Below are 20,291 nucleotides of genomic sequence, written 5' to 3' on the forward strand. Positions count from 1 at the left end.
GATTCGCCGTGGCCATGAGTTCGCCGGCCCCCATCCCATCCGCACCTGGAAGTCCGCCTCGTCCGGAACACTCCGATGCTGCCGCCCTTAAGAAACTGCGCCGGAATATGGCTTGGGCCCAGTTGGTCTATATTCTGGCCATGGCAACCTTGCTGCTATTCGCCTACGCCATCCAGATTCCAACAGCCTTGAACGAAACTACGGGGCTTCTTTCCGTTGAACGGATCGGAAAGAACTATTACACCGTAATCACTCACGACAGCGAGCCCCTGCTCCTGACCTGCATTGATCATCTTGGCGGCTACTCAGGATGCCTCACCAATGAAGAGGCATTGCACTATGCCGGCCAGAAAGTCGTTGCTTCCTGGACTCGGATATGGCTTGCGCCCCTGGTCGGAACTAACAGGCTGGTCATTCTGAAGCATGCCGATACAGAGGTCATCAGCCGAAACCAGACATTGGCTCGCATACAGCACACGCGTTCTCATCTTCTGTGGATCGCCGTCGGCCTATTTGCAGCTCTCTCCACTATTCTCTGGCTCATGTACCGCCGTGCCAAGCGAAAGGTAAGTAGCGCACATTGAACAAGAGGCCGCTTTGGGTCGATTGCAGCCGGACGATACTCGGTACGACTGGTCGAGTGGCATGCAATAGGTGGTCAACACGAATGCAAACAGTTGGTCAGGTGGAATGCAATCGAGTGGTCAAGTCAGTGCAATTGCGCATGTAGGGGCAGCCTGGCGCGACCTGCCGGAACGCTTCGGTCCTAAGTAACCGATGAAACAGCGCTTTCGTGATTGGCGAGGCGACGGCACCTTCGATCAGTTTCTTGAGCGTCTGCATGTGCGGATGAATCAGGAAATGCTGAACCTAGGTAATCGAATCCACCGTGGTACGTGCAAGCCGAGCCTCTTTAGGTGCCGGGAAAAGGGGGCCGGAAGAAATGCTGGATCAGCCCGGGACAGACCAGAGGCGCAAAAAACCGGGCTATACCCGGTTTTTCTTAGCAGCTTGGCGAGTTGTCGCGGGAAGGCTTAGGTTTGCGCTGCGATTTCCCCGCATAGCCGGAGCCGGATACCTCAGCGAAAGCCTCAACAGCATCTTGACTACAGAAGCTCTTGTAGCTGCTGGACTTCCGCAAACGCGAGAGCTTCGCATCTGACTTCGCTTTAGCAGCGGAAAATTTGTCTTGATTGGCGGCTTTAGCGCTCATGGTCGTCCACCTCTTCGTCTAAGGCAGCATAATCATTGGTCAAATCGTAAGCAAGACCGATGCCTGGCACCTGGTGGAACTGCTCTCGGAAGTAAGCTTCGCGAGCATCAGGGTTGGGATCTTGAATCACTACCCATTTGAGGTCCAGGAGAAGCGCGTAGTTCCTCACGGCGGTTAGACAGATTGGGGCTATGTAACCCCGAGTCGGAAGGGTGTCGTCGGGGTTGCGCTGTAGATACAGGACCAAAATCTTGTTGGGACTGTCTTGGGGAGATGCCCAGCACAGTCCGGCCAGGAGATCGCCACACCAGACAGCAATGTCGATCGCTTTGGCATGCGCCGGCCTGCGCTTCCACCCAATAACACGCTCAAAGCCAAAGTCGAACTCATCATTGAGCCAGGTCTCGTAGGAGTCGATGGCGGCCTCATTAATCTCCGTCACCACAATGGGGTGATCGAGGAAATGAGGGAACCTTTCCAGCATTTCGGATTGAGCGCTGTCCCGAGCAGAGACCTTGTAGGCCAGTAATTCGTCTGCATCCATTCCCTGAGTACCAAAGCTGACGCGTGAATAATCGATTGGACTCGTTGCGGCGAACCCATGATCTGAAAGCTGGCAATCGTAATAAACGCAGGCAGCTGCGTCACGTCACTGGTGGCACGACTTATGCTCCACCAGCTGGTCGGCACGCTTTTGGGGTCTAACCGGCGCTGGGTAGCGTCCAGCCCAGCGCGCACACGCGCCCGGTTGAGCACTCGGCCGATGGCTCCTTGTCGGGCGGGGGTGATTTATCCGGTTTCTTAGCGCCCAAAGGGGCGAAGGCGCGAAGCGCCGGAGAGGGCGGCGTAGCCGCGCCGCTTAGACGGGCTGCCGCTCAGATCTCACTGGCGCGCTCAAGGTAGAGAGTCCCCCGAAGGGGCATATTCGCTGACGCGAAGCGGCAGCACTAAGGGATAAGCTCCTCGCAGAGGCATAACTGGTGGAGCAAAGCTTCACCCTCTTCTGATTCTTTTTGACCAGCTGGTTAATGGCCGACACTTACCGAATCTCTTCCCGACACTTAAATCGCTAATAAAAACTCCCGCGCGCCGGCCTGGCGCGCGGGAGTGGAGGCAGCGAAGGAAATGAGAGCGTTTTGTGAAGAAAAAGGGCGAAGTGGGAGGGGGAGTGAGCGGAATTAGCGTGGGGATTGCCAAATTTCGGGCGCAGCAATGCCAACCGTGTTTCAGGCATTCAACTCGTCGCGCAGGGTCTGGTCGGCTTGGGTGGTGCTTCCGTTGCTGCAGCAATCATCAGCTCATCCAACGAGTCGGCTGCACCGACTGTGCTCAAGCTGGTTGCTCCCACTGACCGCTCGACAACTGTGCCCTTGGATACTCGCGGTACCGACCAATGAAGGGGCGGCTAGCCGCCCCTCCTCATCTTCGATGTCAGCTCGCACGAATTTCCGGCGAGGACACGCCTTTAGTCATCGCAGGCTGAAGACACAGCCTGGCGTGTTTGGCGCAGCAGTTGTCGATGAGTTCGCTAGGCGCATAGACCGGCGTCAACTCGCCGAAGGCGGCTCCGGAGTGAACCCAAAGCTTCTCATCAACACAGCCACTACACGTCAGTAGCCCCGCAAGGCGGGCACATTCAGCGCAGACGATGAGATGCTCATCCGGGGTATGGTCGTGCGTATGCGAAACCTCGATATGGGTGGCTCGAAGGTCCCAGCAGTGGGCACAGCGAATGGTGCCGGCAGATTCGTGTTCAGCCGAAATAATTCGGATAGTCATAGTTGACCCTTCCTCAAAAAAGATGGCGTTTGAAGTCTTTTTTGGTGCAGGAGGGGTTTACCGGAATCGGTGTCGGAACTCGCTCAGCTCGGGGCCGTATGCGAAAAGAGGATTGCTGAAGCAGGCGGATTCAGCTGACTTTTTGAGTTTCAGCACCTGTGCAGACAGAGCGCGAGAAGCTACATCAAAGCGATGGAGAGCTAGGGCTGCCTTCAGCTCAAATTTGAGAAGCGATGCAAGGTTTGTCCGAGCGGCGAGAATCATTCCAGCGCGCTGGGACAGTCTGCGGAGGGTTCTGGCAGCCTTGGCTACGGGCAGCTCGCGACCAACGATTACGGACATCGCGTAATCGAGGTAACTCTGGTTCAGCTCATCAAGAATGCTTTTGGGTACTACAACTGTGCTCTGTTTATGGTCTCCTGCTACGAAATCCAGAGCGGCTAGTGCATCAACTGCTTTAGTAATTGTGTCCTGGCGAACGTGCGCTTCGAGAAGCGCAATCTCACGGGCTACCTCCTTCTCGCCCCAGGACTCAGCCGAAGCAACACTAGTCGTGTCCTCCTCGATGGCTGTCACAGTGGGTTCTGGGCGGTTCATGGTTGTGTCTACCTGTGGTAGGGCAGTGTGTAGTGCGGTTCCACTATATGCGCCGTAGTGAGGCTATTTCAACGTGTGCCTGCACATGGCCCTGCCCGCGTGAGGTCTATCGTGGGCACTAGGTTGACCCGGGTGCAGTGTGGGCCAGTTGCTGGGTGAAGTCATTGGAGGCTGGTCGTCTTAAAAAAGGTGGTGGATGCTTGGGCTCTGCACTCCTCATGACAAGCAAACCAGGGGCTGGAAAGCGGGTGTGGCGCCCCGCATTTATGTGGCACGCTTGCACGATGCATATCATCTAGGGGGCGTCTATGACTGGGCTGGTACTGGAACTGCAAGCTGCCTGTTATTCCGACTCGGTTTCGGTCGTTGAGCTTTTAAGGATGGCGCGGGTGGTTTCAGTAAAGCTAGGTATGGGGTCGATTAATGAGTGGCTGAAGAACGAAATGGATGGTTATCCCAGTTCGGATGCGGCGCCCGACTACCGACGAGTGAGGGGCAAGCTGGAATGCTTTAATCCTTATCTCGGCTACATTCCCCTTGGCAGCAACGATCCGACGATGGATCACCACCTTTCGCGGATGACCCTTCGATTTCCACTGTCTGAGATAGCGGATATTGCCCAGAATCAACAAAATTCGGTTCGACTCTCGTTTTCTCATCAACTTGCGCACGACATTATGGCCGGAATGGAGGAGCCTTTTGAGCCCTCCTTGCTCGTACCTGTCGGTCAGCTCCGACGAATCGTGTCGTCAGTAAAAGATAAAATCCTAAATTTCGCTCTGGACCTAGAACAGCAAGGCATCATTGGAGACGGTATGACCTTTTCAAAGGATGAGAAACAGGCCGCAAGCCACATCTCATACAACGTCAACATCGAAAATATGCACGGTTCGCAGGTGCAGCAGGGAACCAGTAATTCCAATCAGGTCATCAACTCTGCCGTGGATCTGGAGGCCTTGTCGACTCTGATCGAACAGTTGGTCCTCGTGACAACTCAAATTCCGGATCCCAAGGCGCGAGCCCAGTTCAGCTCAGACCTGCAAACAATCGAAGCGCAAATAGCTGCTCCATCTCCTCGTCCGAGTATTCTCCGAGAGTGCCTGCAGTCAGTCAGATCTATCCTGGAAGGCGCTGGCGGAAACATTGCCGCCGAGCAGCTGCCGGCTCTGGTGGCGATGCTCGCTTCTCTTCCTACGTGATACGAAAGTGCTCTGGCCCCAAATCAGTGCAGGAGCTCTTTTGACATCCCTCGTTAAACTGCGGCTCTTCAAGCCAGCCCCTCTCGAGCTTTAGCGACTCTTGTTATTGCAGAGAGAGCATGTTCCGCTGACGCGGTTTTGTCGCATCTATTTCGAATTTTTCGCACTTATTTCGAGGTCCGACAGCCACCACCGACCAGCGCTGGCGCGGACGCCGTATGGTGCGGTTGGCGGAAGGGCCGCTGCGGCCAGTGGGTCAGCGGCCCGCGCCCGGCGACGGAATGGATCGCCGCCACCTGCAAGGCTTCGTCTTCATCCAGCGGCGGCATCAGGCCGGGCAGGCGGCTGGCCAGCAGCGTCTTGCCGGTGCCGGGCGGGCCGCTGAGCAGGAGGTTGTGCGCCCCGGCGGCGGCCACCAGCAGGGCGCGCTTGGCAGCGGTCTGGCCTTGCACGTCGGCGAGGTCGGGATAGGGCGGGGTGCTGCGCAACAGGCCGTTCGCCTCATAGGGCCGCAGGCGCTCCTGGCCGCTGAAGTGCGCGGCCAGCTCCAGCAGGTGGCCGACCGCATAGACTGTCAGCCCGCTGGCGAGGCTGGCTTCCTCGGCATTCTCCTTCGGCACCACCAGCGCCCGACCGGCGGCGCGAGCGGCCAATGCGGCGGGCAATACGCCCGGCACCGGGCGCAGGGTGCCGGAGAGCGCCAGTTCACCGAGGCATTCCAGGTCATCCAGGCCGCTGGCATCGGCGAGCTGCCCGCTGGCGGCGAGGATGCCCAGGGCGATGGCCAGGTCGAAGCGCCCGCCATCCTTCGGCAGATCAGCCGGGGCGAGATTGAGGGTGATGCGGCGGGCGGGGAAGTCGAAGCCTGCGTTGAGCAGGGCGCTGCGCACGCGGTCCTTGCTCTCCTTCACCGCGCCTTCGGGCAGGCCGACCAGGGTCAGCGACGGCAGGCCGTTGGCCAGGTGCGCCTCGACGGTGACGCCGGGCGCTTCTACGCCGACCTGGGCGCGGCTGTGGACGATGGCGAGGGACATGGATCACTCCTTGATCACATGCCGCCCCGCCGGAGGGGCTTATTCGGCTTGTTCGGCCGGGGCGTCGGCGGGCGGCGAGAGCTTGGCTTCCATTTCCGCGACCTTGGCTTCCAGTGCCTCGAGGCGGGCGCGGGTGCGGGCGAGCACCACCATCTGGCTGTCGAACTCGTCACGGCTGACCAGATCGAGCTTGCTGAAGGCGCTCTGCATCAGAACCTTGAACTGGGCTTCCAGCTCGGCCTTCGGCAGGGGCGATTCGCCACCGAACAGGCGTCCGGCTTGTTGGCTGATGGCATCGAGGAAGGCTTTGGGCGGCAGCATGGTTCATGGGTTCCGGATTGAATCAGAGCGCAGTCTATCACGCAGCCGGCGCTGGCAGCGGAGCGGGGGATTGCACGCTTTTTGAGCAGTATGCCCGCTGCGCGTGCGCGCTTTCGGTGCGCCCGATGGCGACTGGCGATTGGCCAGAACGCCAGTATTTCCAGCAAGTGGCTGAAAGCACGGGCATTTCGCCGAGCTGGCAAGGTTCATGCTTTGGGGCATGTATGGCGTGCACCGATGCAGTTCCGGTGCGGCAGGCGAAGCGGGGGATCGCGACGCATCAAGCGGCCGGATAAGAGTCGGAGTGCTGAGGTAGGGCGGCCGGCGCATTACAAAAGCCAGACACTGCGCTTAGACTTGTCCCCGGGTTCGTTCTTCCTGGGGCGGGTCCACCAAAACACGGGAGAGAGTTACATGAAGCTAGTCACAGCCATCATCAAGCCGTTCAAGCTGGACGACGTTCGTGAGTCGCTGTCCGAGATCGGCGTGCAGGGCATCACTGTGACCGAAGTCAAGGGCTTCGGCCGGCAGAAGGGCCACACCGAGCTGTACCGTGGCGCGGAATACGTCGTCGATTTCCTGCCTAAGGTGAAGATCGACGTCGCCATCGCCGATGACCAACTGGATCGTGTTATCGAAGCCATCACCAAGGCCGCCAACACCGGGAAGATCGGTGACGGCAAGATCTTCGTCGTAAACCTGGAACAGGCCATTCGTATCCGTACCGGCGAAACCGGCACCGACGCGATCTAAGCCAAGCCCACACCGAACCCCACGCCCCAGGAGAAACAACAATGACTCTGCGCAGATACGCAGGGCTAGGCGCCCTATTGCCTCTCGCAATGCCCGGTCTGGCCTTGGCTGACGAAGCCGCGGCCCCCGTCCTGAACAGCGGTGACACCGCCTGGATGCTGATTTCCAGCGCGCTGGTGCTGCTGATGACCATCCCCGGCCTTGCGCTGTTCTACGGCGGCATGGTGCGCGCCAAGAACGTGCTGTCGATCATGATGCAGTGCTTCGCGATCACCGCGCTGGTGAGCATCCTCTGGGTCGTCTACGGCTACAGCCTGGCCTTCGACACCGTGGGCATGGAAAAGGGCGTGGTCAACTTCGCCTCCTTCGTCGGCGGCCTGGACAAGGCGTTCCTCGCCGGACTGACCAGCACCGGCCTGACCTCCGCCACCGCGCTGTTCCCCGAAAGCGTATTCGTGATGTTCCAGATGACCTTCGCGATCATCACCCCGGCGCTGATCGTCGGTGCCTTCGCCGAGCGCATGAAGTTCTCCGCCCTGCTGATCTTCACTGCGCTGTGGTTCACCCTGGTCTACGCACCGATCGCCCACATGGTGTGGAGCGGCGACGGCGGCCTGCTGTGGGACTGGGGCGTGCTGGACTTCGCCGGCGGCACCGTGGTGCACATCAACGCCGGTGTCGCGGGCCTGGTCGCCGCTCTGGTGATGGGCAAGCGCAAGGGCTACCCGAACGCCGCCATGGCGCCGCACAACCTGGGCTACACCCTGATCGGCGCGGCCCTGCTGTGGGTGGGCTGGTTCGGCTTCAACGCCGGTTCCGCCGCTGCCGCCAACGGCACCGCCGGCATGGCCATGCTGGTCACCCAGATCGCCACCGCAGCCGCCGCTCTGGGCTGGATGTTCGCCGAGTGGATCACCCACGGTAAGCCGAGCGCCCTGGGCATCGCTTCGGGCGTGGTTGCCGGCCTGGTCGCCGTCACCCCGGCCGCCGGTACCTGCGGCCCGATGGGCGCCATCGTGATCGGCCTGGCCGCCGGCGTGATCTGCTTCTTCGCCGCCACCAGCCTCAAGCGCGCCATCGGCTACGACGACTCCCTGGACGCCTTCGGCGTGCACGCGGTCGGCGGCATCGTCGGCGCCCTGCTCACCGGCGTGTTCGCAGCCCCTGCCCTGGGCGGCTTCGGCACCGTGACCGACATCGGCGCGCAGCTGTTCACCCAGTTCAAGGGGGTGGCCTTCACCATCGCCTACACCGCGATCGTCAGCTTCGTGATCCTCAAGGTGCTGGATCTGGTCATCGGCCTGCGCGTCACCGAGGAAGAGGAAACCATGGGTCTGGACCTCTCCCTGCACAACGAGCGCGGCTACAACCTGTAAGGCTTCGCGCAAGTTCGACGAAGGGCGCCTACGGGCGCCCTTTGTTTTTTTGAGCATCACGCTAGAATGCGCGCGCATCACCGTTCCCGACGGAGGAGAGCCCGCCATGTGGCAGCAGAAATCCATCACCCTGCGCCCGCGTTCGCGAGGCTTCCACCTGGTCACCGACGAGGTCCTGGCCGCGTTGCCGGAACTCGCGCAGTGCCGCGTCGGTCTGCTGCACCTGCTGTTGCAGCACACCTCGGCGTCGCTGACGGTGAACGAAAATGCCGACCCCTCCGTGCGCCGCGACTTCGAGCGATTCTTCAATCGCCTGGTGCCGCAGGGCGAGGGCGGCTATGAACATGATTACGAAGGCCCGGACGATCTGCCGGCGCACTTCAAGGCCAGCCTGCTGGGCTGCCAGCTGACCCTGCCGATACAGGATGGCCACTTGGCAATGGGCACCTGGCAAGGTATCTATCTCGGCGAGCACCGTGACCATGGTGGCCCGCGCCGGATACTGGCGACCTGGCAGGGCGAGCTTGTATGAATTTTTTCCAGCTGCGTTCGTCAAAGCGCGCAGCTGGGCTATAACTAACGTGCTTTGCAGCACCACAGAGGTTGAATAATGAGCGACGAAGAACTGGAACAGGACGAGCTGGACGGCGCCGACGAGGACGATGGCGAGGAGCTCGCCGCGGCTGACGATGGCGAAGCCGAAGGCAGCGATGGGGATGAAGCCCCTTCTTCTTCCGGCGGTGGCAAGAAAGCCAAGGCCGCGGTAGAGGAAGAGGAACTGCCCTCGGTCGAAGCCAAGCAGAAGGAGCGCGATGCCCTGGCCAAGGCGATGGAGGATTTCCTCAATCGCGGCGGCAAGGTGCAGGAGATCGAACCCAACGTGGTTGCCGATCCGCCCAAGAAACCGGATAGCAAATACGGCAGCCGCCCTATCTGATATCTGACGCGACATGAAAAAGCCCCGCCATTCCCGAGAGGGAGTGGCGGGGCTTTTTTATTGTCTGCTTGTTGCGTGGATTCAGGGTTGTAGGAGCGAGCTTGCTCGCGAACGGGGTTCCCGGCAACTGCGGGATTCAGGCGGTTCGCGAGCAAGCTCGCTCCTACAGGCGGGCCAGCACCCCCGGCAGTTCCGCCAGGTTGTGGATGATCGCGCTGGGCGCTTCCTCGCCGTCCCAGTCCTTGTGCCCCGGGTTGAACCAGATCGCCTTCATTCCCGCCCACCGCGCCCCGGCGATGTCGTCGCTGGGATGGTCGCCGATGTGTACCGCCTGCTCCGCCGCCACGCCACCGCGCTTGAGCGCTTCCTGGAAGGGACGCGGGTCCGGCTTGCCGACGCCCAGCTCCTCCGCGCACAGGGCGAACTGGAAGTAGTCGGCCAGGCCCAGGCGACGCACGTCGGCGTTGCCGTTGGTGAGCACGCCGAGGATGAACTGGTTGGCCAGGCGTTCCAGCGTCGGATGCACTTCGGGGAACAGCGCCACCTGGTGCCGCGCGTGGAGGAAGGCCTGGAAACCGGCCTCGGCCAGGTCGCCGGCCTCAGCCTGTGGATAACCGGCGTTGAGCAGCGCGTGGAACAGGATGCGCCGGCGCAGTTCGCTCAGGCGGTGGCGCAGCATCGGATCTTCACCCAACAGGCGCGAGCGGATCGCCCACAGGTGCTCGATGGGCACCGGGCCGAGCCGCGCGGCGTTCACCGCCAGCCATTCGCGCAGGGTGGCTTCCGCGCTGTTCATCACCGGGGCAACGTCCCACAGCGTGTCATCGAGGTCGAAGGTGACCAGACGGATACTCATTCTTCAGCTCCCGGCTCGCCATCGTGCTTGCGCCGAGCCCGTGGATGCGCCTGGTCGTAGACCGTGGCGAGGTGTTGGAAATCCAGGTGGGTGTAGATCTGCGTGGTGGCGATGTCGGCGTGGCCGAGCAGCTCCTGGACGGCACGCAGGTCCTGGGACGACTCCAGCATATGGCTGGCGAAGGAGTGTCGCAGCATGTGCGGATGCAGGTGCTGGCCCAGCTCGCGCACGCCGGCTTCGCGCACCCGCAACTGGATGGCGCGGGGCGTCAGGCGTTTGCCGCTGCGGCCGATGAACACCGCGTTGTCCTGCGGCGAGGCCAGTGCGCGCAAGGGCAGCCAGGCTTCGATGGCCTGCCGCGCCGCGCGGCCCACGGGCAGCTCGCGCACCTTGTTGCCTTTGCCGTGTACGCGCACCAGACCCTCCTTGAGGTCGAGCCATTCCAGGTCGAGGCCGACCAGTTCGGAGAGGCGCAGGCCGGAGGAATAGAACAGCTCCAGCACGGCCTGGTCACGGCGGGCGATGAAGTCGTCCTCGACGCCGCCGTCGAGCAATTGCGCGGTGCGGTCGGTGTCGAGGGTGCGCGGCAGCTTGCGTGCGCCCTTGGGCGCGGACAGGCCGTCGGCGGGATTGTGCCGGCAGCGGCCTTCGCGGATCAGATACTGGAACAGCCCGCGGGTGGCCGACAACAAGCGCGCCAGGCTGCGGCTGGCGAGGCCCTGCTGGTGCAGGCGGGCGACGAACAGGCGCAGGTCGCGCACCTGCAGCGCCGGCCAGTCGCCGATCGAGGCTTTCTCGCAGAGGGAGGTCAGGCGCGTCAGGTCGCGGCGGTAGCCGTCGAGCGTGTGGGTGGACACCTGGCGCTCGCTGCGCAGGTGTTCCATGTAGGCGTCGATGTCGGCTTCAAGCTTCAAGCGTCAGCTCCAAGTACAGGCATGCGTGCTCTTGCAGCTTAGAGCCTGTTCACGATCTGCTGCGCGTCGGCATAACTGCGTTAAAAACAGGCTCGGACTGCTCATTTACAGCTCGTAAACTCCGCGTCCTCGCCTGTTTTTGCCTTGTTCTGCTCTAGCTCGCGAGATCGTGAACAGGCTCATACAGCGTGAGGCGTGCCGCTGCTGTTATCGGACCGACCGCAGCGGCGTGGAAAAGCGCGGCAGGGTGCGCGCGAGGACTTCGGCGACGTAGCCGAGGAAGAGGGTGCCCAGCGAGCTCTTGTAATGCTGCGGATCGGGGCTGCCGATCGCCAGCACGCCATGCAGGCCCTGGAAGGTCAGCGGCACCACGGCGGCGGAGCCGACCTGCTCGCGTTCGCTTTCGCAGAACAGGAAGGCCAGCTCGTGGGGGCGCAGCACGCCGCAGACGGTCTTGCCGCCCGACAGCAGGCCGCCGATGGCCTGGTGCGCCTCGGCGCTGCTCACCGAGCGGCCCACCGGCAGGTTGTTGTCGCTGAACAGGATCAGGCTGACATAGGGCACGAGGAATTCGTGGCGCAGGCTGTCTTCCACCGTGCTGACGATCTCCTCCAGGCTGGTGGCGTCGAGCAGGTCGAGCACCAGGCGGCGGGTCTTGTCGAACAGCCGGTCGTTGTCGCGGGCCACGTCCATCAGCTGCGACAGCCGATGCCGCATCTCGATGTTGCGCTCGCGCAGCAGGCGTACCTGGCGCTCCACCAGCGACACGGCATCGCCCGGCTGGTGCGGAATGCGCATCTCCGGGATCAGCTCGTCATGATCGACGAAGAATTCAGGGTGCCGGCGAAGATAATCGGCGACCTGTTCGGCTTCGAGCGTAACGGTGGGGTCCTGCGGAGTATCGGTCATAAGCGTCCCGGTTTATTGCCTGCGCCTGCTCATGCGGCGTTGGAAACAGGCCTTATAGACGTACCTGGCCTTCGAACACCCGCACCGCGGGCCCGGTCATCATAACGGGCTGACCCGGTCCTGCCCACTCGATGGACAACCGTCCGCCGGGAAGCTCGATCTGTACCGGCGATTGCAGCCAGCCCTGGCGAATGCCGGCGACCGCTGCCGCGCAGGCGCCGGTGCCGCAGGCGAGGGTCTCGCCAGCGCCACGTTCCCAGACGCGCAGGCGCGCCAGGTGCGGGTTAACGATCTGCAGGAAGCCGATGTTGGCCTTCTGCGGGAAGCGCGGGTGCACTTCCAGTTTCGGCCCGAGGGTGCGCACCGGGGCGCTGTCCACGTCATCCACGCGCAGCACACCGTGCGGGTTGCCCATGGAGATGGCGGCGAGCTCGACGCTCTGGCCGTCCACCTCGACGCTGTAGCTCAACGCCTCGGCGTCGGCCTGGAACGGCACCTGCTCGGGCGCCAGGCGCGGCGCGCCCATGTCCACCGTGACCTGGCCATCGTTGGCGATGGTCAGCTCGATCATCCCGCCCTTGGTTTCCACGCGGATGGTCTTTTTCACGGTCAGGCGTTTGTCGACCACGAAGCGGGCGAAGCAGCGCGCGCCGTTGCCGCACTGTTCGACCTCGGTGCCGTCGCAATTGAAGATGCGGTAGCGGAAGTCCGCTTCAGGCGTGCTCGGCGGCTCGACGATCAGCAGTTGATCGAATCCGACCCCGAAATTGCGGTCGCCCCACTGTTTCACGTGGCGCGGTTGCACATGGGCGTGCTGGCTGACCAGGTCCAGGACCATGAAGTCATTGCCCAGCCCATGCATCTTGGTAAAGCGCAGAAGCATCGTCGTCTCGGCCTCAGTCCGGCAGCAGGCTTTCGCCGGCGAACAGCTCTTGTCGTGTTCCGTGGCGACGCACCCAGTGCGCGGCCGAGCTATCCACCAGCACCTCGGCGGCGCGGCCCCGGGTGTTGTAGTTGGAATTCATGACGAAACCATAGGCGCCGACCGAACGTACGGCCAGCCGGTCACCTTCTTCGCGGACGGGGTTGCGGAGCCGGGCGAGGAGGTCGCCGTTACCGCTTTGCGGCATGCCGAAACGCCCGGCGATTGCCGGTGACGGCACGTCTGACGCGAACAGTTGCCCGTCGCGGACGTCGAAGGCGTCCATGGGAACGCCCTCAGAGACCGTAGCGGTCCTTGCTGTGTTCGCTCTTGGCCTTCTGGTCGTCCGGCAGGTACAGCGGGCCTTTCTGGCCACAGCCGGCCAGCGCGGCGGTCAGCACGGCCAGCGCGACGAAGGGAAGCAGCAGTCGCTTCATGGCGGAATCCTTGTAATAAAGCGTCAATTGGACCGGAGTATACCGACCCCCCGCCGGCTTGCCTATTCGAGCGGACTCCCGCCCGGCGGGGCTTGCGGCTCGCGCGGGGCGGGCAACTGGCCCTATGATTGCGGGCAAAAAAACGGAAAGCCCGATGGACTATCGCGATCCCCTGCCCAGTTCGGTGTCGGTGGCCTACCTGCAGGGCCTCGTGGAGCATCTGCAGCGCCAGGGCGTCGATCCGTCGCGGTTGCTGGCGACGGTGCAACTGGAACCGTCGATCCTCACCCAGCGCGACCAGCGCATCGCCGCCAGTGCGTACCTGGAGCTGGTGGGCGTCGGCGTGCGCCTGAGCGGCGACGACAACCTCGGCCTGCACCTGGGAGAGGCGGTGCGCCCCGGCTACTACGGGGTGCTGGGCTACCTGATCATGAGCTGCGCGACCCTCGCCGATGCGCTGCACCGCCAGGCCCGCTATGCCGCGCTGGTGGGCAACCTCGGTCGCGTCGAGCTGGCCGACGAGCCGCCGCGGGAGGGTTGCGAGGCGCTGGTGAAGCACAGCTGGGTGCCGCTGCTGCCGCAACAGCAGCGGCAGATGAGCGAAGAGACCCTGGCCGGCTGGGTGAGCTTCGGCCACTGGGTCAGCGGCGTGGACGAGGCGCCCTGCGAGGTGCGCTTCAGCCACAGCGCGCCGGCGGATGTCAGCGAACACGAACGCATCTTCCGCTGCCCGGTGCTGTTCGATCAGCCGGACAATGCCCTGGTCTTTCCCAGGCGCCTGCTGGCGCTGCCGCTGGGCCAGGCCGACGCCCAGGTGCGGCGCACCCTGGACGCCTACGCCGAGCGCCTGCTGGCGGAAATCAACAAGGGCGACAGCGTGCTCGACCGCGCCCGCCTGGAGCTGGCGCGCCAGTTGCCGGAGCTGGGTGCGGACCTCGAGCGCCTGTCGCAGACCCTCGCCCTGAGCCCGCGCACCCTGCAGCGCCGCCTGCGCGACACCGGCCTGTCCTTCAGCCAATTGGTGGACGAAACCCGCCAGCAGCTGGTGCTGCACTACTTGCGCGATGCGGCGCTGGACAGCGCCGACATCGCCTACCTGCTGGGTTTCAGCGAGGCCGGCTCGCTCGCCCGTGCATTCCGGCGCTGGACGGGGCAGAGTCTGGGCCAATACCGGCGTAAACTGGTGCCTTTGACCGATCCCGAGGACGATGCATGAGCACTTTGAGCGAGGCCCGCTTCCATGACCTGGTGGACGCCGTACAGGTAACGGTGGAGGACGCCTTCGACGACAGCGACCTGGACGTGGACCTGGAGAACTCCAGCGGCGTACTGACCGTGCGCTTCGAGAACGGCACCCAGTTGATCCTCAGCCGCCAGCCGGCCCTGCGCCAGTTGTGGGTGGCAGCGCGCTCCGGCGGTTTCCACTTCGACTACGACGAATCCGGCTCGCTGTGGGTCTGCGACAGCACCCGCGAGCCGCTGGGCGCGCTGCTCAACCGCGCCACGCTGGAACAGGCGGGCGAGGATGTCGACTTCCCCGGAATCTGAGCCGCAGGCGAGGGTAGCCTCACCCTGCCGCCGGCACTGTTGCCTGGACGAGGCGGACGTCTGCCTCGGCTGCGCTCGTACCCTCAGCGAGATCCTTGAGTGGGGCGCAGCGGACAACGAGCGGCGCCGGGCGATCCTGGCGGACTGCGAAAAGCGCCGAAACAACCACGCGCCGAAGTGGTGACTGGTCGGTGTTGCTTATTTTCTGTGCTGTGTTAGTGTCCGGGAAAACCCCGCCTTGGGCGGGGTTTTTCTTTTTTTGGATTTCATTGTGCGTTCGATTGTCGAACGTCTTTACTGCCAGAACACCCAGGGCCCCGAACGCGCGAGCGTCCGGGGCTCTCCTGTAAGGAGACTGCCAACCATCATGACCACTTCACCGGCCATCACCGTTACCCGACTCGATCTGCAACGTCTGGAGCGCATGCTCGACAGCCTGGATGAGTACGGCCCCGCTGCCGAGGCGCTGGAGGCCGAACTGGCCCGTGCCACGGTCGTTGGCCATGATGAGGTACCGCCGGGCGTGGTCACGATGAATTCCACCGTGCGCTGCCGCGAGGAAGGCAGCGGCAAGGAATACCACCTGACGCTGGTCTACCCGGCCGACGTCGGCGGTGAAGGCAAAGTGTCGATCCTCGCCCCGGTGGGCACCGCGCTGTTGGGCCTGACCACCGGTCAGAGCATTGATTGGCCGGCGCCCAGCGGCAAGACGCTGAAGCTGACCCTGCTGGAAGTGGAATACCAGCCCGAGGCTGCCGGCGACTTCGATCGCTGATCCGCGGTCTGCGAAGACCCCGCCTCCGGGCGCTTCGCGCCGCGGCCGTTCAGGCCTCGGCCAACGCCCGGTTCAGAGCCTGCTCCAGGCTCTGCTTGTAACGCAGGAAATGCACCGTCTGCAGCTCGCCGCCTTCCTGCATCGCCGACAGGTCGAGGTCGGTGATGTAGCAGGGATAGCGCTCCTGGCCGCTGCGCTGGCCGAGGATGTGCCGCGCCACCGCCTGGAACAGCACGTCCCCGTACTCCAGTTCGGAGAACTCGCGGTGGTTGCAGTACAGCGTGGTGCGGGCGCGTTGCCGGTTGCCCGGTTCGATGATCGCCTGCACGTTGTAGTACGGCAGCACTTCCAGCGCCTGCGGCGCGTTGCGGCGCTCGATCCGCTGCGCGCGCTGGTGGCCGTTGGGCAGGACCTCGTAGAAGAGGATTTCCGCGCCCACCGAGGCCTCGTCTTCAAGTAGCGGTAGCTGCGCATTGCGCCGGTACTGCACCGATTGCAGGAAGCGTTGCAGTGGCAGCAGTAGGCTTTCTTCGCTGTCGTAGGCCTGCTGGCGGCGCCAGAGCGCGTTGCGTTCGTCGAGGACGCTGATCTCGGCGTTTCCCTCGTCCAGTCGATAGAACACCTGCACGCAGTTGGCGCGGCCCAGCGGCAGGATCAGCGCCAGGTCTTCGCCTTCCAGTGCATGCCGGTCCAGTTGCAGGAAGCCGTTGTCCTGCTGGGTGTCGCCCAGGTGCTCGATCAGCGCCGGCAAGCCTTCCACCACGCGGTGGCTGACATCGCCCGGGGTCAGTTGCAGCAGGTGGAAGTGTTGCCGCACCTGCAGCAGGAAGCGCCCGCCGCGCCCGCTGGCGAGCTGTCCATGGGCATCGCGGATCAGGTCTTCCACGCGCTGGGCGATGGCGACGGCGCGGTTGCGGCAGAAGCAGCGCACCAGCAGGCGCGGCGGCGGGGCGTCGGTGGGCAGTCCGTTGAGGAAGTCGCGCAGGCAGTCGAGCAGTGCGTGGGGCCCGGCGAAGCGGTTGACCACCAGCTCGTTCCAGCTGTTCAGGGTGATCTGGTCGAGGGTCAACACCAGGTTGTCGCGCACGCCGGAGTAGCCGAGGGAGTCGGTGCGCTCGGTAGTCATGTGCACGTTCATCTGGCTGTGCTGGCGCAGCGGGTCGAGACCGACGTTCACCAGGATTAGCGTCTGCGCCGGTACGCTGCTGCGCAGCAGGGCGCTTTCCGGCACGTCGGGGAGCGGCAGCGGGAAGGCCTGCTGCAGGGAGCCCAGCAGGTTCTGCAGTTCGAATTCGCTCAGGTCGCTGGTGCCCGGCTGCAGGGACAGGCGCGTGGTGGCGTCGATCACGCCGTTGCGGTGGCTCCAGGCCAGCAGCTCCATCAGGTCGCGGGCGCGGCGCAGCGGCGCGAAGTCGGCCATTTCCTGCAGCGCCAGGCTGCCGCTGAACAGCGCCCAGGACGGCGGCTTGCCGGCCTCGGCGGGCAGCTGGGCGAGGGTGAGGATGTCTTCGGCGACATCCGGGGCGATGCCCGGGTTGATGAACTCGACCTTGCCGGCCTTGCGCTCGAAGGCGGCGTACAGGCGCCGGCCGAGCACGCTCAGGTCGCGCGGGTCGATGCCGCTGGCGGCCCGTTGCAGGCGGGCGAACTGGGAGAGAAAGCGGTAGCTGTGGGTCAGTTCGTTGACCAGCGCGCGGCGCTCCAGCAGCACCTGGCGGACCTTCCATTGGCTGCGGCTGTCGAGCAGCCCGTAGGTGCGGCTGTCCCAGTTCCACTCGGCGGACAGGCGCTCCATCAGCTTGCGTTGCCAGCTCTTGCGGCCCTGGCGCGGCGGGCGGCTGAGTTTCTTGCCGATCTTCAGGTACAGGCAACGGCGGATCAGCTCCAGGCGTTCCCGTTCGCCGCGCGCCGCCAGGTATTCCTCCAGGCGGCGGTAGAGCATCACGTAGGGGTCGAGCTCGTCCTCGTCCAGCCGCCCGGCGTAGATCGCTTGCTTGTAGCGCAGGCTCAGGCAGGCGACGTTCGGGTGCTCGCTGGCGTAGACCTCGGTGAGTAGCAGCTTGAGCACCGACTTGTAGGGCGACTCGATGCCCTTGAACAGTTGCCACATGCCGGCGCCGATGAACTCGCCGGGCGGGATGCGCGCCAGGTGGCCGAGGTCGAGGACGTCGTCGGCACGGATGAAGCGCTTGCTCAGCAGCGTCTCGCAGTACTGCGCGTAGCGGCCTTCTTCGTAGACCGGCACCAGCCACCACAGCGGTGTGCGCCCGCCGAGCCAGATGGCGGTACGGTAGAACTCGTCGAGCAGCAGGTAGTGCTGGCTGGTGCCGCAGTCGTCGGAGGTCAGGCGGGCGTCGCGCGCGCCCTGGGTGAAGCGTTGCGGCTCGATGAAGAAACAGTGCACCTCGGCGCCCTGGGTCGCGGCCCACTGCTCCAGCAGGTCGCACTTGCGCCGCAGTTCGCCCAGTTCCTGCGCGGAAAGATCGGAGGCGTGGCAGACCCACAGGTCCAGGTCGCTCTGCTCGGCCTGGGCGACGGTGCCCAGACTGCCCATCAGGAACAGGCCGTGGATCGGCAGCGGCGGGTCGCCGCGACGTGGCTTGTAGCTGAAGGAGCGGGTCAGGCGCTGGGCTTCGGCGAGCAGTTCGTCGTCCGGGACGAAGTTCGACAGGCCCGCCGGCGTTGCCGCCGACACGTAGCCGGGCAGCAGCGGATGGTTCACGTCCAGCAGCAGCGGCAGCAGCTTCAACACCAGTTGCTGGCGCGTGGACAGCGCCTCGCTGGCGCGTCGCAGGCGGCCAGCATTGACCTTCAGGAAGCGCTGGCGCAACTGCGCCAACACCTTGCGGTCGATGCCTTCGTCGATGTCCGGGCGAATCTCGGGGGTGAGCGTCATGGCGTACTGCGGCCTGGCCAACGGCGCCGCATCAGGGGGTGCGGCGCCCGGAAGTTTGCCAGGTTATCGCCCGCTCGAGGCGAAACTTGAGGTCAGCTGCGCAGGATGCCCAAGAGAACCTGGGCGTGCTCGGCGGCGTCGAGACCCAGGCTGGTCAGGTAACCTCCGTCGGGTTTGTCGATCAGCCCCTTGGCATGGAGGCGTTCGGCCGCCGCGACGGTGTCCCGCGAGGCGTCATGGTGGACTTTCAGGCCCGCCTGGCTGTTCTCCAGATCGTAGAGCGCCAGCAGGTCCAGTTCCGCAACCATATCTTTGGTGAAAGCCATACGCGCAACTCCCAATGGTCAATGAGACCCCAGTGTAGTCTCAAGTCCGCCCGGTTCGGCAAGCGTCGTTACGCCTCAGTTCCGTCGGGCAGGGTCGGCAGCGCGCGCAGGGCCTGCTCGTACCACTCGCCGTCGAAGGCGCGGTCTTCGGCCAGCATGGCCTCGATTTCGTGGGCGAGCACCAGGGCCATCAGGTGCAGCGCATCCTCGCGCTCGTAGCCGACCAGGGTGAGCTTGTTGAACACCGCGCGGGCGGCCGGCGGGCTTTCGCTCTCGATCTGGTTCTCGATGGCCTGGATCAGGGTGTCTTCGGCGAAGGACTCTTCGCCATCGTCTTGGTCGGTCATCACGTTGCTCTCCGATGGGCTTGTGAAGCGGCGGGAAGTTGGCCAACCTGCGGGCAACTTCAGGCTTGGAAGGATTGTCGGGCGACATGATCACCTATTACACCCTCGTCGGCGACCGCCTGGTGCGTCACAACGGCAACGAGTGCCACGGCATGCCCAAGGACACCCTGTGGATCGACCTGTTCCAGCCCACGCTGGAGGAGGAGCAGTTGCTGGAGTCGATCATCGCGGTGGACGTGCCGACCCGTGAGGAAATGGCCGAGATCGAGGACTCTTCGCGCTTCTACGAGAGCAATGGCGCGCTGTACATGACCACCACGGTGGTCGGCGGCATCCGCGAGCACAAGCCGAGCACCTCGGAAGTCACCTGCGTGCTGACACCGCACTGGCTGGTGACGGTGCGCTACACCGACCTGCTGGCCTTCCGTACTTTCGAGGCACGCACCCAGCGCGGTGGCTGCGATGGCAAGAGCGACCAGTTGTTCGTGACGCTGATAGACAGCGTGGTGGACCGCATCGCCGACGTGCTGGAGACGGTGCAGCAGCAGCTCGATTCGCTGTCCAACGGCATCTTCCACGAGGGCCAGGCCAGCGGCGGCAAGGCCGACCTGCAGGGCATCGTCAAGCAACTGGGGCGGGGCAACTCGCTGCTTTCCAAACTCAACGAGAGCCTGCTGAGCATCAGCCGGCCGCTGGCCTACTTCCGCCAGGGCAGCAACGGCTGGATCAGCGAGGAGATCAAGCTGGGCATGAAGTCGGTGGAGCGCGACGTGCGTTCGCTGAGCGAGTACCAGTCGAAGATGTCCGGAGAGATCACCTTCCTGCTCGACGCCACCCTGGGCCTGATCAACATCGAGCAGAACAGCATCATCAAGGTGTTCTCCATCGCCGCCGTGCTGTTCCTGCCGCCGACCCTGGTGGGCACCGTTTACGGCATGAACTTCCAGCACATGCCGGAGCTGGCCTGGATGGCTGGCTACCCGATGGCGCTGGTGGCGATGGTGATCTCGGCGATCATTCCCTACTACTGGTTCAAGTACAAAGGCTGGCTCTAGACGGGGTTGATGCGGGTCAACAAAGGCCCGCCGCGCGGGTTGCACAGTGGAGGGCCGTCCCCACGTCTCACAGGAGGAGACCATGCCGCAGTCCGAA

23 protein-coding genes and 4 pseudogenes are annotated in these 20,291 nt (G+C 63.8%); 12 read left to right on the plus strand and 15 right to left on the minus strand.

Translation table 11 applies throughout. The features are described from left to right. Positions 1-8: 8 nt before the first annotated feature. Together ACNFBT_RS17255 and ACNFBT_RS17260 are read left to right on the plus strand one after the other, a co-directional pair. Complete coding sequence (locus ACNFBT_RS17255) at positions 9-584, plus strand: hypothetical protein (protein WP_416751349.1); 576 nt, start codon at positions 9-11, stop codon at positions 582-584. A gap of 145 nt (positions 585-729) precedes the next feature. Then, a pseudogene (locus ACNFBT_RS17260) lies at positions 730-952 on the plus strand (transposase); the annotation flags it as partial. A gap of 51 nt (positions 953-1,003) precedes the next feature. On the opposite strand, the gene ACNFBT_RS17265 reads toward ACNFBT_RS17260, so the two are convergent. The 4 genes and pseudogenes from ACNFBT_RS17265 to ACNFBT_RS17280 form a co-directional block, all read right to left on the minus strand. Beyond that, positions 1,004-1,213 carry a hypothetical protein gene (locus tag ACNFBT_RS17265; RefSeq protein WP_416751740.1) on the minus strand — a complete coding sequence of 70 codons (210 nt, stop codon included), beginning with the start codon at positions 1,211-1,213 and terminating at the stop codon, positions 1,004-1,006. Next, on the minus strand, positions 1,203-1,757 hold the full coding sequence (locus ACNFBT_RS17270; RefSeq protein WP_416751351.1) for a hypothetical protein: 555 nt from the start codon (positions 1,755-1,757) through the stop codon (positions 1,203-1,205). The genes ACNFBT_RS17265 and ACNFBT_RS17270 overlap by 11 nt, the downstream gene beginning before the upstream one ends. An 887-nt stretch (positions 1,758-2,644) precedes the next feature. Beyond that, complete coding sequence (locus ACNFBT_RS17275) at positions 2,645-2,992, minus strand: hypothetical protein (RefSeq protein ID WP_416751353.1); 348 nt, start codon at positions 2,990-2,992, stop codon at positions 2,645-2,647. A gap of 303 nt (positions 2,993-3,295) precedes the next feature. Continuing rightward, a pseudogene (locus tag ACNFBT_RS17280) lies at positions 3,296-3,427 on the minus strand (hypothetical protein); the annotation flags it as partial. 470 nt (positions 3,428-3,897) lie between these two features. Between ACNFBT_RS17280 and ACNFBT_RS17285 the strand changes: the two are divergent. Further along, on the plus strand, positions 3,898-4,788 hold the full coding sequence (locus tag ACNFBT_RS17285) for a hypothetical protein (RefSeq protein WP_416751356.1): 891 nt from the start codon (positions 3,898-3,900) through the stop codon (positions 4,786-4,788). A gap of 179 nt (positions 4,789-4,967) precedes the next feature. On the opposite strand, the pseudogene ACNFBT_RS17290 reads toward ACNFBT_RS17285, so the two are convergent. Together ACNFBT_RS17290 and ACNFBT_RS17295 are read right to left on the minus strand one after the other, a co-directional pair. Further along, a pseudogene (locus tag ACNFBT_RS17290) lies at positions 4,968-5,822 on the minus strand (YifB family Mg chelatase-like AAA ATPase); the annotation flags it as partial. 39 nt (positions 5,823-5,861) lie between these two features. After that, the gene (locus tag ACNFBT_RS17295) at positions 5,862-6,143 is read right to left on the minus strand and encodes an accessory factor UbiK family protein (protein WP_416751358.1); all 282 of its coding nucleotides are present in this window, start codon (positions 6,141-6,143) and stop codon (positions 5,862-5,864) included. 414 nt (positions 6,144-6,557) lie between these two features. Between ACNFBT_RS17295 and glnK the strand changes: the two genes are divergently transcribed. The 4 genes from glnK to sutA all read left to right on the plus strand — a co-directional run bounded on the left by glnK (position 6,558) and on the right by sutA (position 9,209). Then, positions 6,558-6,896, plus strand: a complete 339-nt coding sequence (gene glnK, locus ACNFBT_RS17300) for a P-II family nitrogen regulator (RefSeq protein ID WP_003457590.1) — start codon at positions 6,558-6,560, stop codon at positions 6,894-6,896. 41 nt (positions 6,897-6,937) lie between these two features. After that, the gene (locus ACNFBT_RS17305) at positions 6,938-8,272 is read left to right on the plus strand and encodes an ammonium transporter (RefSeq protein ID WP_416751360.1); all 1,335 of its coding nucleotides are present in this window, start codon (positions 6,938-6,940) and stop codon (positions 8,270-8,272) included. A gap of 106 nt (positions 8,273-8,378) precedes the next feature. Further along, positions 8,379-8,804, plus strand: coding sequence for a secondary thiamine-phosphate synthase enzyme YjbQ (locus ACNFBT_RS17310; protein WP_416751362.1), 426 nt, complete (start codon positions 8,379-8,381; stop codon positions 8,802-8,804). Positions 8,805-8,882: 78 nt separating this feature from the next. After that, a complete protein-coding gene (sutA, locus tag ACNFBT_RS17315) occupies positions 8,883-9,209 on the plus strand; it encodes a transcriptional regulator SutA (RefSeq protein WP_416751364.1) in 327 nt (108 codons plus the stop codon). A 163-nt stretch (positions 9,210-9,372) separates the two neighbouring features. On the opposite strand, the gene ACNFBT_RS17320 is transcribed toward sutA, so the two are convergent. From ACNFBT_RS17320 to lptM, 6 genes and pseudogenes are all read right to left on the minus strand, one after another. Continuing rightward, complete coding sequence (locus ACNFBT_RS17320) at positions 9,373-10,065, minus strand: HAD family hydrolase (protein WP_416751366.1); 693 nt, start codon at positions 10,063-10,065, stop codon at positions 9,373-9,375. After that, on the minus strand, positions 10,062-10,979 hold the full coding sequence (gene xerC / locus ACNFBT_RS17325; RefSeq protein WP_416751368.1) for a tyrosine recombinase XerC: 918 nt from the start codon (positions 10,977-10,979) through the stop codon (positions 10,062-10,064). The genes ACNFBT_RS17320 and xerC overlap by 4 nt, the downstream gene beginning before the upstream one ends. A gap of 207 nt (positions 10,980-11,186) precedes the next feature. Next, on the minus strand, positions 11,187-11,888 hold the full coding sequence (locus ACNFBT_RS17330; protein WP_045215418.1) for a DUF484 family protein: 702 nt from the start codon (positions 11,886-11,888) through the stop codon (positions 11,187-11,189). Between the two features lie 52 nt (positions 11,889-11,940). After that, entirely contained in the window at positions 11,941-12,771 is an 831-nt protein-coding gene (dapF, locus tag ACNFBT_RS17335; RefSeq protein WP_416751370.1) for a diaminopimelate epimerase, read from the minus strand. 13 nt (positions 12,772-12,784) lie between these two features. Next, positions 12,785-13,048, minus strand: a pseudogene (locus ACNFBT_RS17340) (diaminopimelate decarboxylase); the annotation flags it as partial. A 58-nt stretch (positions 13,049-13,106) separates the two neighbouring features. Then, entirely contained in the window at positions 13,107-13,247 is a 141-nt protein-coding gene (lptM, locus tag ACNFBT_RS17345) for an LPS translocon maturation chaperone LptM (RefSeq protein WP_416751372.1), read from the minus strand. A gap of 154 nt (positions 13,248-13,401) precedes the next feature. On the opposite strand from lptM, the gene ACNFBT_RS17350 reads away from it, so the two are divergent. From ACNFBT_RS17350 to rnk, 4 genes are all read left to right on the plus strand, one after another. Next, positions 13,402-14,463 carry an AraC family transcriptional regulator gene (locus ACNFBT_RS17350; RefSeq protein ID WP_416751373.1) on the plus strand — a complete coding sequence of 354 codons (1,062 nt, stop codon included), beginning with the start codon at positions 13,402-13,404 and terminating at the stop codon, positions 14,461-14,463. Next, positions 14,460-14,795, plus strand: coding sequence for an iron donor protein CyaY (gene cyaY / locus ACNFBT_RS17355; protein WP_416751375.1), 336 nt, complete (start codon positions 14,460-14,462; stop codon positions 14,793-14,795). The genes ACNFBT_RS17350 and cyaY overlap by 4 nt, the downstream gene beginning before the upstream one ends. Next, positions 14,773-14,979, plus strand: coding sequence for a DUF1289 domain-containing protein (locus tag ACNFBT_RS17360; protein ID WP_416751377.1), 207 nt, complete (start codon positions 14,773-14,775; stop codon positions 14,977-14,979). Before cyaY ends, ACNFBT_RS17360 begins: the two co-directional genes overlap by 23 nt. Before the next feature lie 183 nt (positions 14,980-15,162). Next, the gene (rnk, locus tag ACNFBT_RS17365) at positions 15,163-15,570 is read left to right on the plus strand and encodes a nucleoside diphosphate kinase regulator (RefSeq protein ID WP_416751379.1); all 408 of its coding nucleotides are present in this window, start codon (positions 15,163-15,165) and stop codon (positions 15,568-15,570) included. A gap of 49 nt (positions 15,571-15,619) precedes the next feature. Here the strand turns inward: rnk and ACNFBT_RS17370 are convergent, their stop codons facing one another. From ACNFBT_RS17370 to ACNFBT_RS17380, 3 genes are all read right to left on the minus strand, one after another. Beyond that, the gene (locus ACNFBT_RS17370) at positions 15,620-18,466 is read right to left on the minus strand and encodes a class I adenylate cyclase (protein ID WP_416751381.1); all 2,847 of its coding nucleotides are present in this window, start codon (positions 18,464-18,466) and stop codon (positions 15,620-15,622) included. A 92-nt stretch (positions 18,467-18,558) separates the two neighbouring features. Beyond that, positions 18,559-18,792: a TIGR02647 family protein gene (locus tag ACNFBT_RS17375; RefSeq protein ID WP_371231716.1), complete on the minus strand. Its 234-nt coding sequence runs from the start codon at positions 18,790-18,792 to the stop codon at positions 18,559-18,561. Positions 18,793-18,860: 68 nt separating this feature from the next. Continuing rightward, positions 18,861-19,139, minus strand: coding sequence for a hypothetical protein (locus tag ACNFBT_RS17380; protein ID WP_416751383.1), 279 nt, complete (start codon positions 19,137-19,139; stop codon positions 18,861-18,863). An 86-nt stretch (positions 19,140-19,225) separates the two neighbouring features. Here ACNFBT_RS17380 and ACNFBT_RS17385 point away from each other — a divergent pair, with 86 nt between their 5' ends. Continuing rightward, positions 19,226-20,194, plus strand: a complete 969-nt coding sequence (locus ACNFBT_RS17385) for a magnesium transporter CorA family protein (protein WP_416751385.1) — start codon at positions 19,226-19,228, stop codon at positions 20,192-20,194. The last annotated feature ends 97 nt before the right edge of the window (positions 20,195-20,291 follow it).

Origin of the sequence: Pseudomonas sp. NY15181 (assembly GCF_048068055.1) — a bacterium.
GTDB lineage: Bacteria > Pseudomonadota > Gammaproteobacteria > Pseudomonadales > Pseudomonadaceae > Pseudomonas.

Bases quoted from the DNA above. Each gene is read 5' to 3' on its own strand.
- ACNFBT_RS17265 (WP_416751740.1), bottom strand. From the start codon at position 1,213: ATGAGCGCTAAAGCCGCCAATCAAGACAAATTTTCCGCTGCTAAAGCG.
- ACNFBT_RS17270 (WP_416751351.1), bottom strand. From the start codon at position 1,757: ATGGATGCAGACGAATTACTGGCCTACAAGGTCTCTGCTCGGGACAGC.
- ACNFBT_RS17275 (WP_416751353.1), bottom strand. From the start codon at position 2,992: ATGACTATCCGAATTATTTCGGCTGAACACGAATCTGCCGGCACCATT.
- ACNFBT_RS17285 (WP_416751356.1), top strand. From the start codon at position 3,898: ATGACTGGGCTGGTACTGGAACTGCAAGCTGCCTGTTATTCCGACTCG.
- ACNFBT_RS17295 (WP_416751358.1), bottom strand. From the start codon at position 6,143: ATGCTGCCGCCCAAAGCCTTCCTCGATGCCATCAGCCAACAAGCCGGA.
- glnK (WP_003457590.1), top strand. From the start codon at position 6,558: ATGAAGCTAGTCACAGCCATCATCAAGCCGTTCAAGCTGGACGACGTT.
- ACNFBT_RS17305 (WP_416751360.1), top strand. From the start codon at position 6,938: ATGACTCTGCGCAGATACGCAGGGCTAGGCGCCCTATTGCCTCTCGCA.
- ACNFBT_RS17310 (WP_416751362.1), top strand. From the start codon at position 8,379: ATGTGGCAGCAGAAATCCATCACCCTGCGCCCGCGTTCGCGAGGCTTC.
- sutA (WP_416751364.1), top strand. From the start codon at position 8,883: ATGAGCGACGAAGAACTGGAACAGGACGAGCTGGACGGCGCCGACGAG.
- ACNFBT_RS17320 (WP_416751366.1), bottom strand. From the start codon at position 10,065: ATGAGTATCCGTCTGGTCACCTTCGACCTCGATGACACGCTGTGGGAC.
- ACNFBT_RS17330 (WP_045215418.1), bottom strand. From the start codon at position 11,888: ATGACCGATACTCCGCAGGACCCCACCGTTACGCTCGAAGCCGAACAG.
- dapF (WP_416751370.1), bottom strand. From the start codon at position 12,771: ATGCTTCTGCGCTTTACCAAGATGCATGGGCTGGGCAATGACTTCATG.
- lptM (WP_416751372.1), bottom strand. From the start codon at position 13,247: ATGAAGCGACTGCTGCTTCCCTTCGTCGCGCTGGCCGTGCTGACCGCC.
- ACNFBT_RS17350 (WP_416751373.1), top strand. From the start codon at position 13,402: ATGGACTATCGCGATCCCCTGCCCAGTTCGGTGTCGGTGGCCTACCTG.
- cyaY (WP_416751375.1), top strand. From the start codon at position 14,460: ATGAGCACTTTGAGCGAGGCCCGCTTCCATGACCTGGTGGACGCCGTA.
- ACNFBT_RS17360 (WP_416751377.1), top strand. From the start codon at position 14,773: ATGTCGACTTCCCCGGAATCTGAGCCGCAGGCGAGGGTAGCCTCACCC.
- rnk (WP_416751379.1), top strand. From the start codon at position 15,163: ATGACCACTTCACCGGCCATCACCGTTACCCGACTCGATCTGCAACGT.
- ACNFBT_RS17370 (WP_416751381.1), bottom strand. From the start codon at position 18,466: ATGACGCTCACCCCCGAGATTCGCCCGGACATCGACGAAGGCATCGAC.
- ACNFBT_RS17375 (WP_371231716.1), bottom strand. From the start codon at position 18,792: ATGGCTTTCACCAAAGATATGGTTGCGGAACTGGACCTGCTGGCGCTC.
- ACNFBT_RS17380 (WP_416751383.1), bottom strand. From the start codon at position 19,139: ATGACCGACCAAGACGATGGCGAAGAGTCCTTCGCCGAAGACACCCTG.
- ACNFBT_RS17385 (WP_416751385.1), top strand. From the start codon at position 19,226: ATGATCACCTATTACACCCTCGTCGGCGACCGCCTGGTGCGTCACAAC.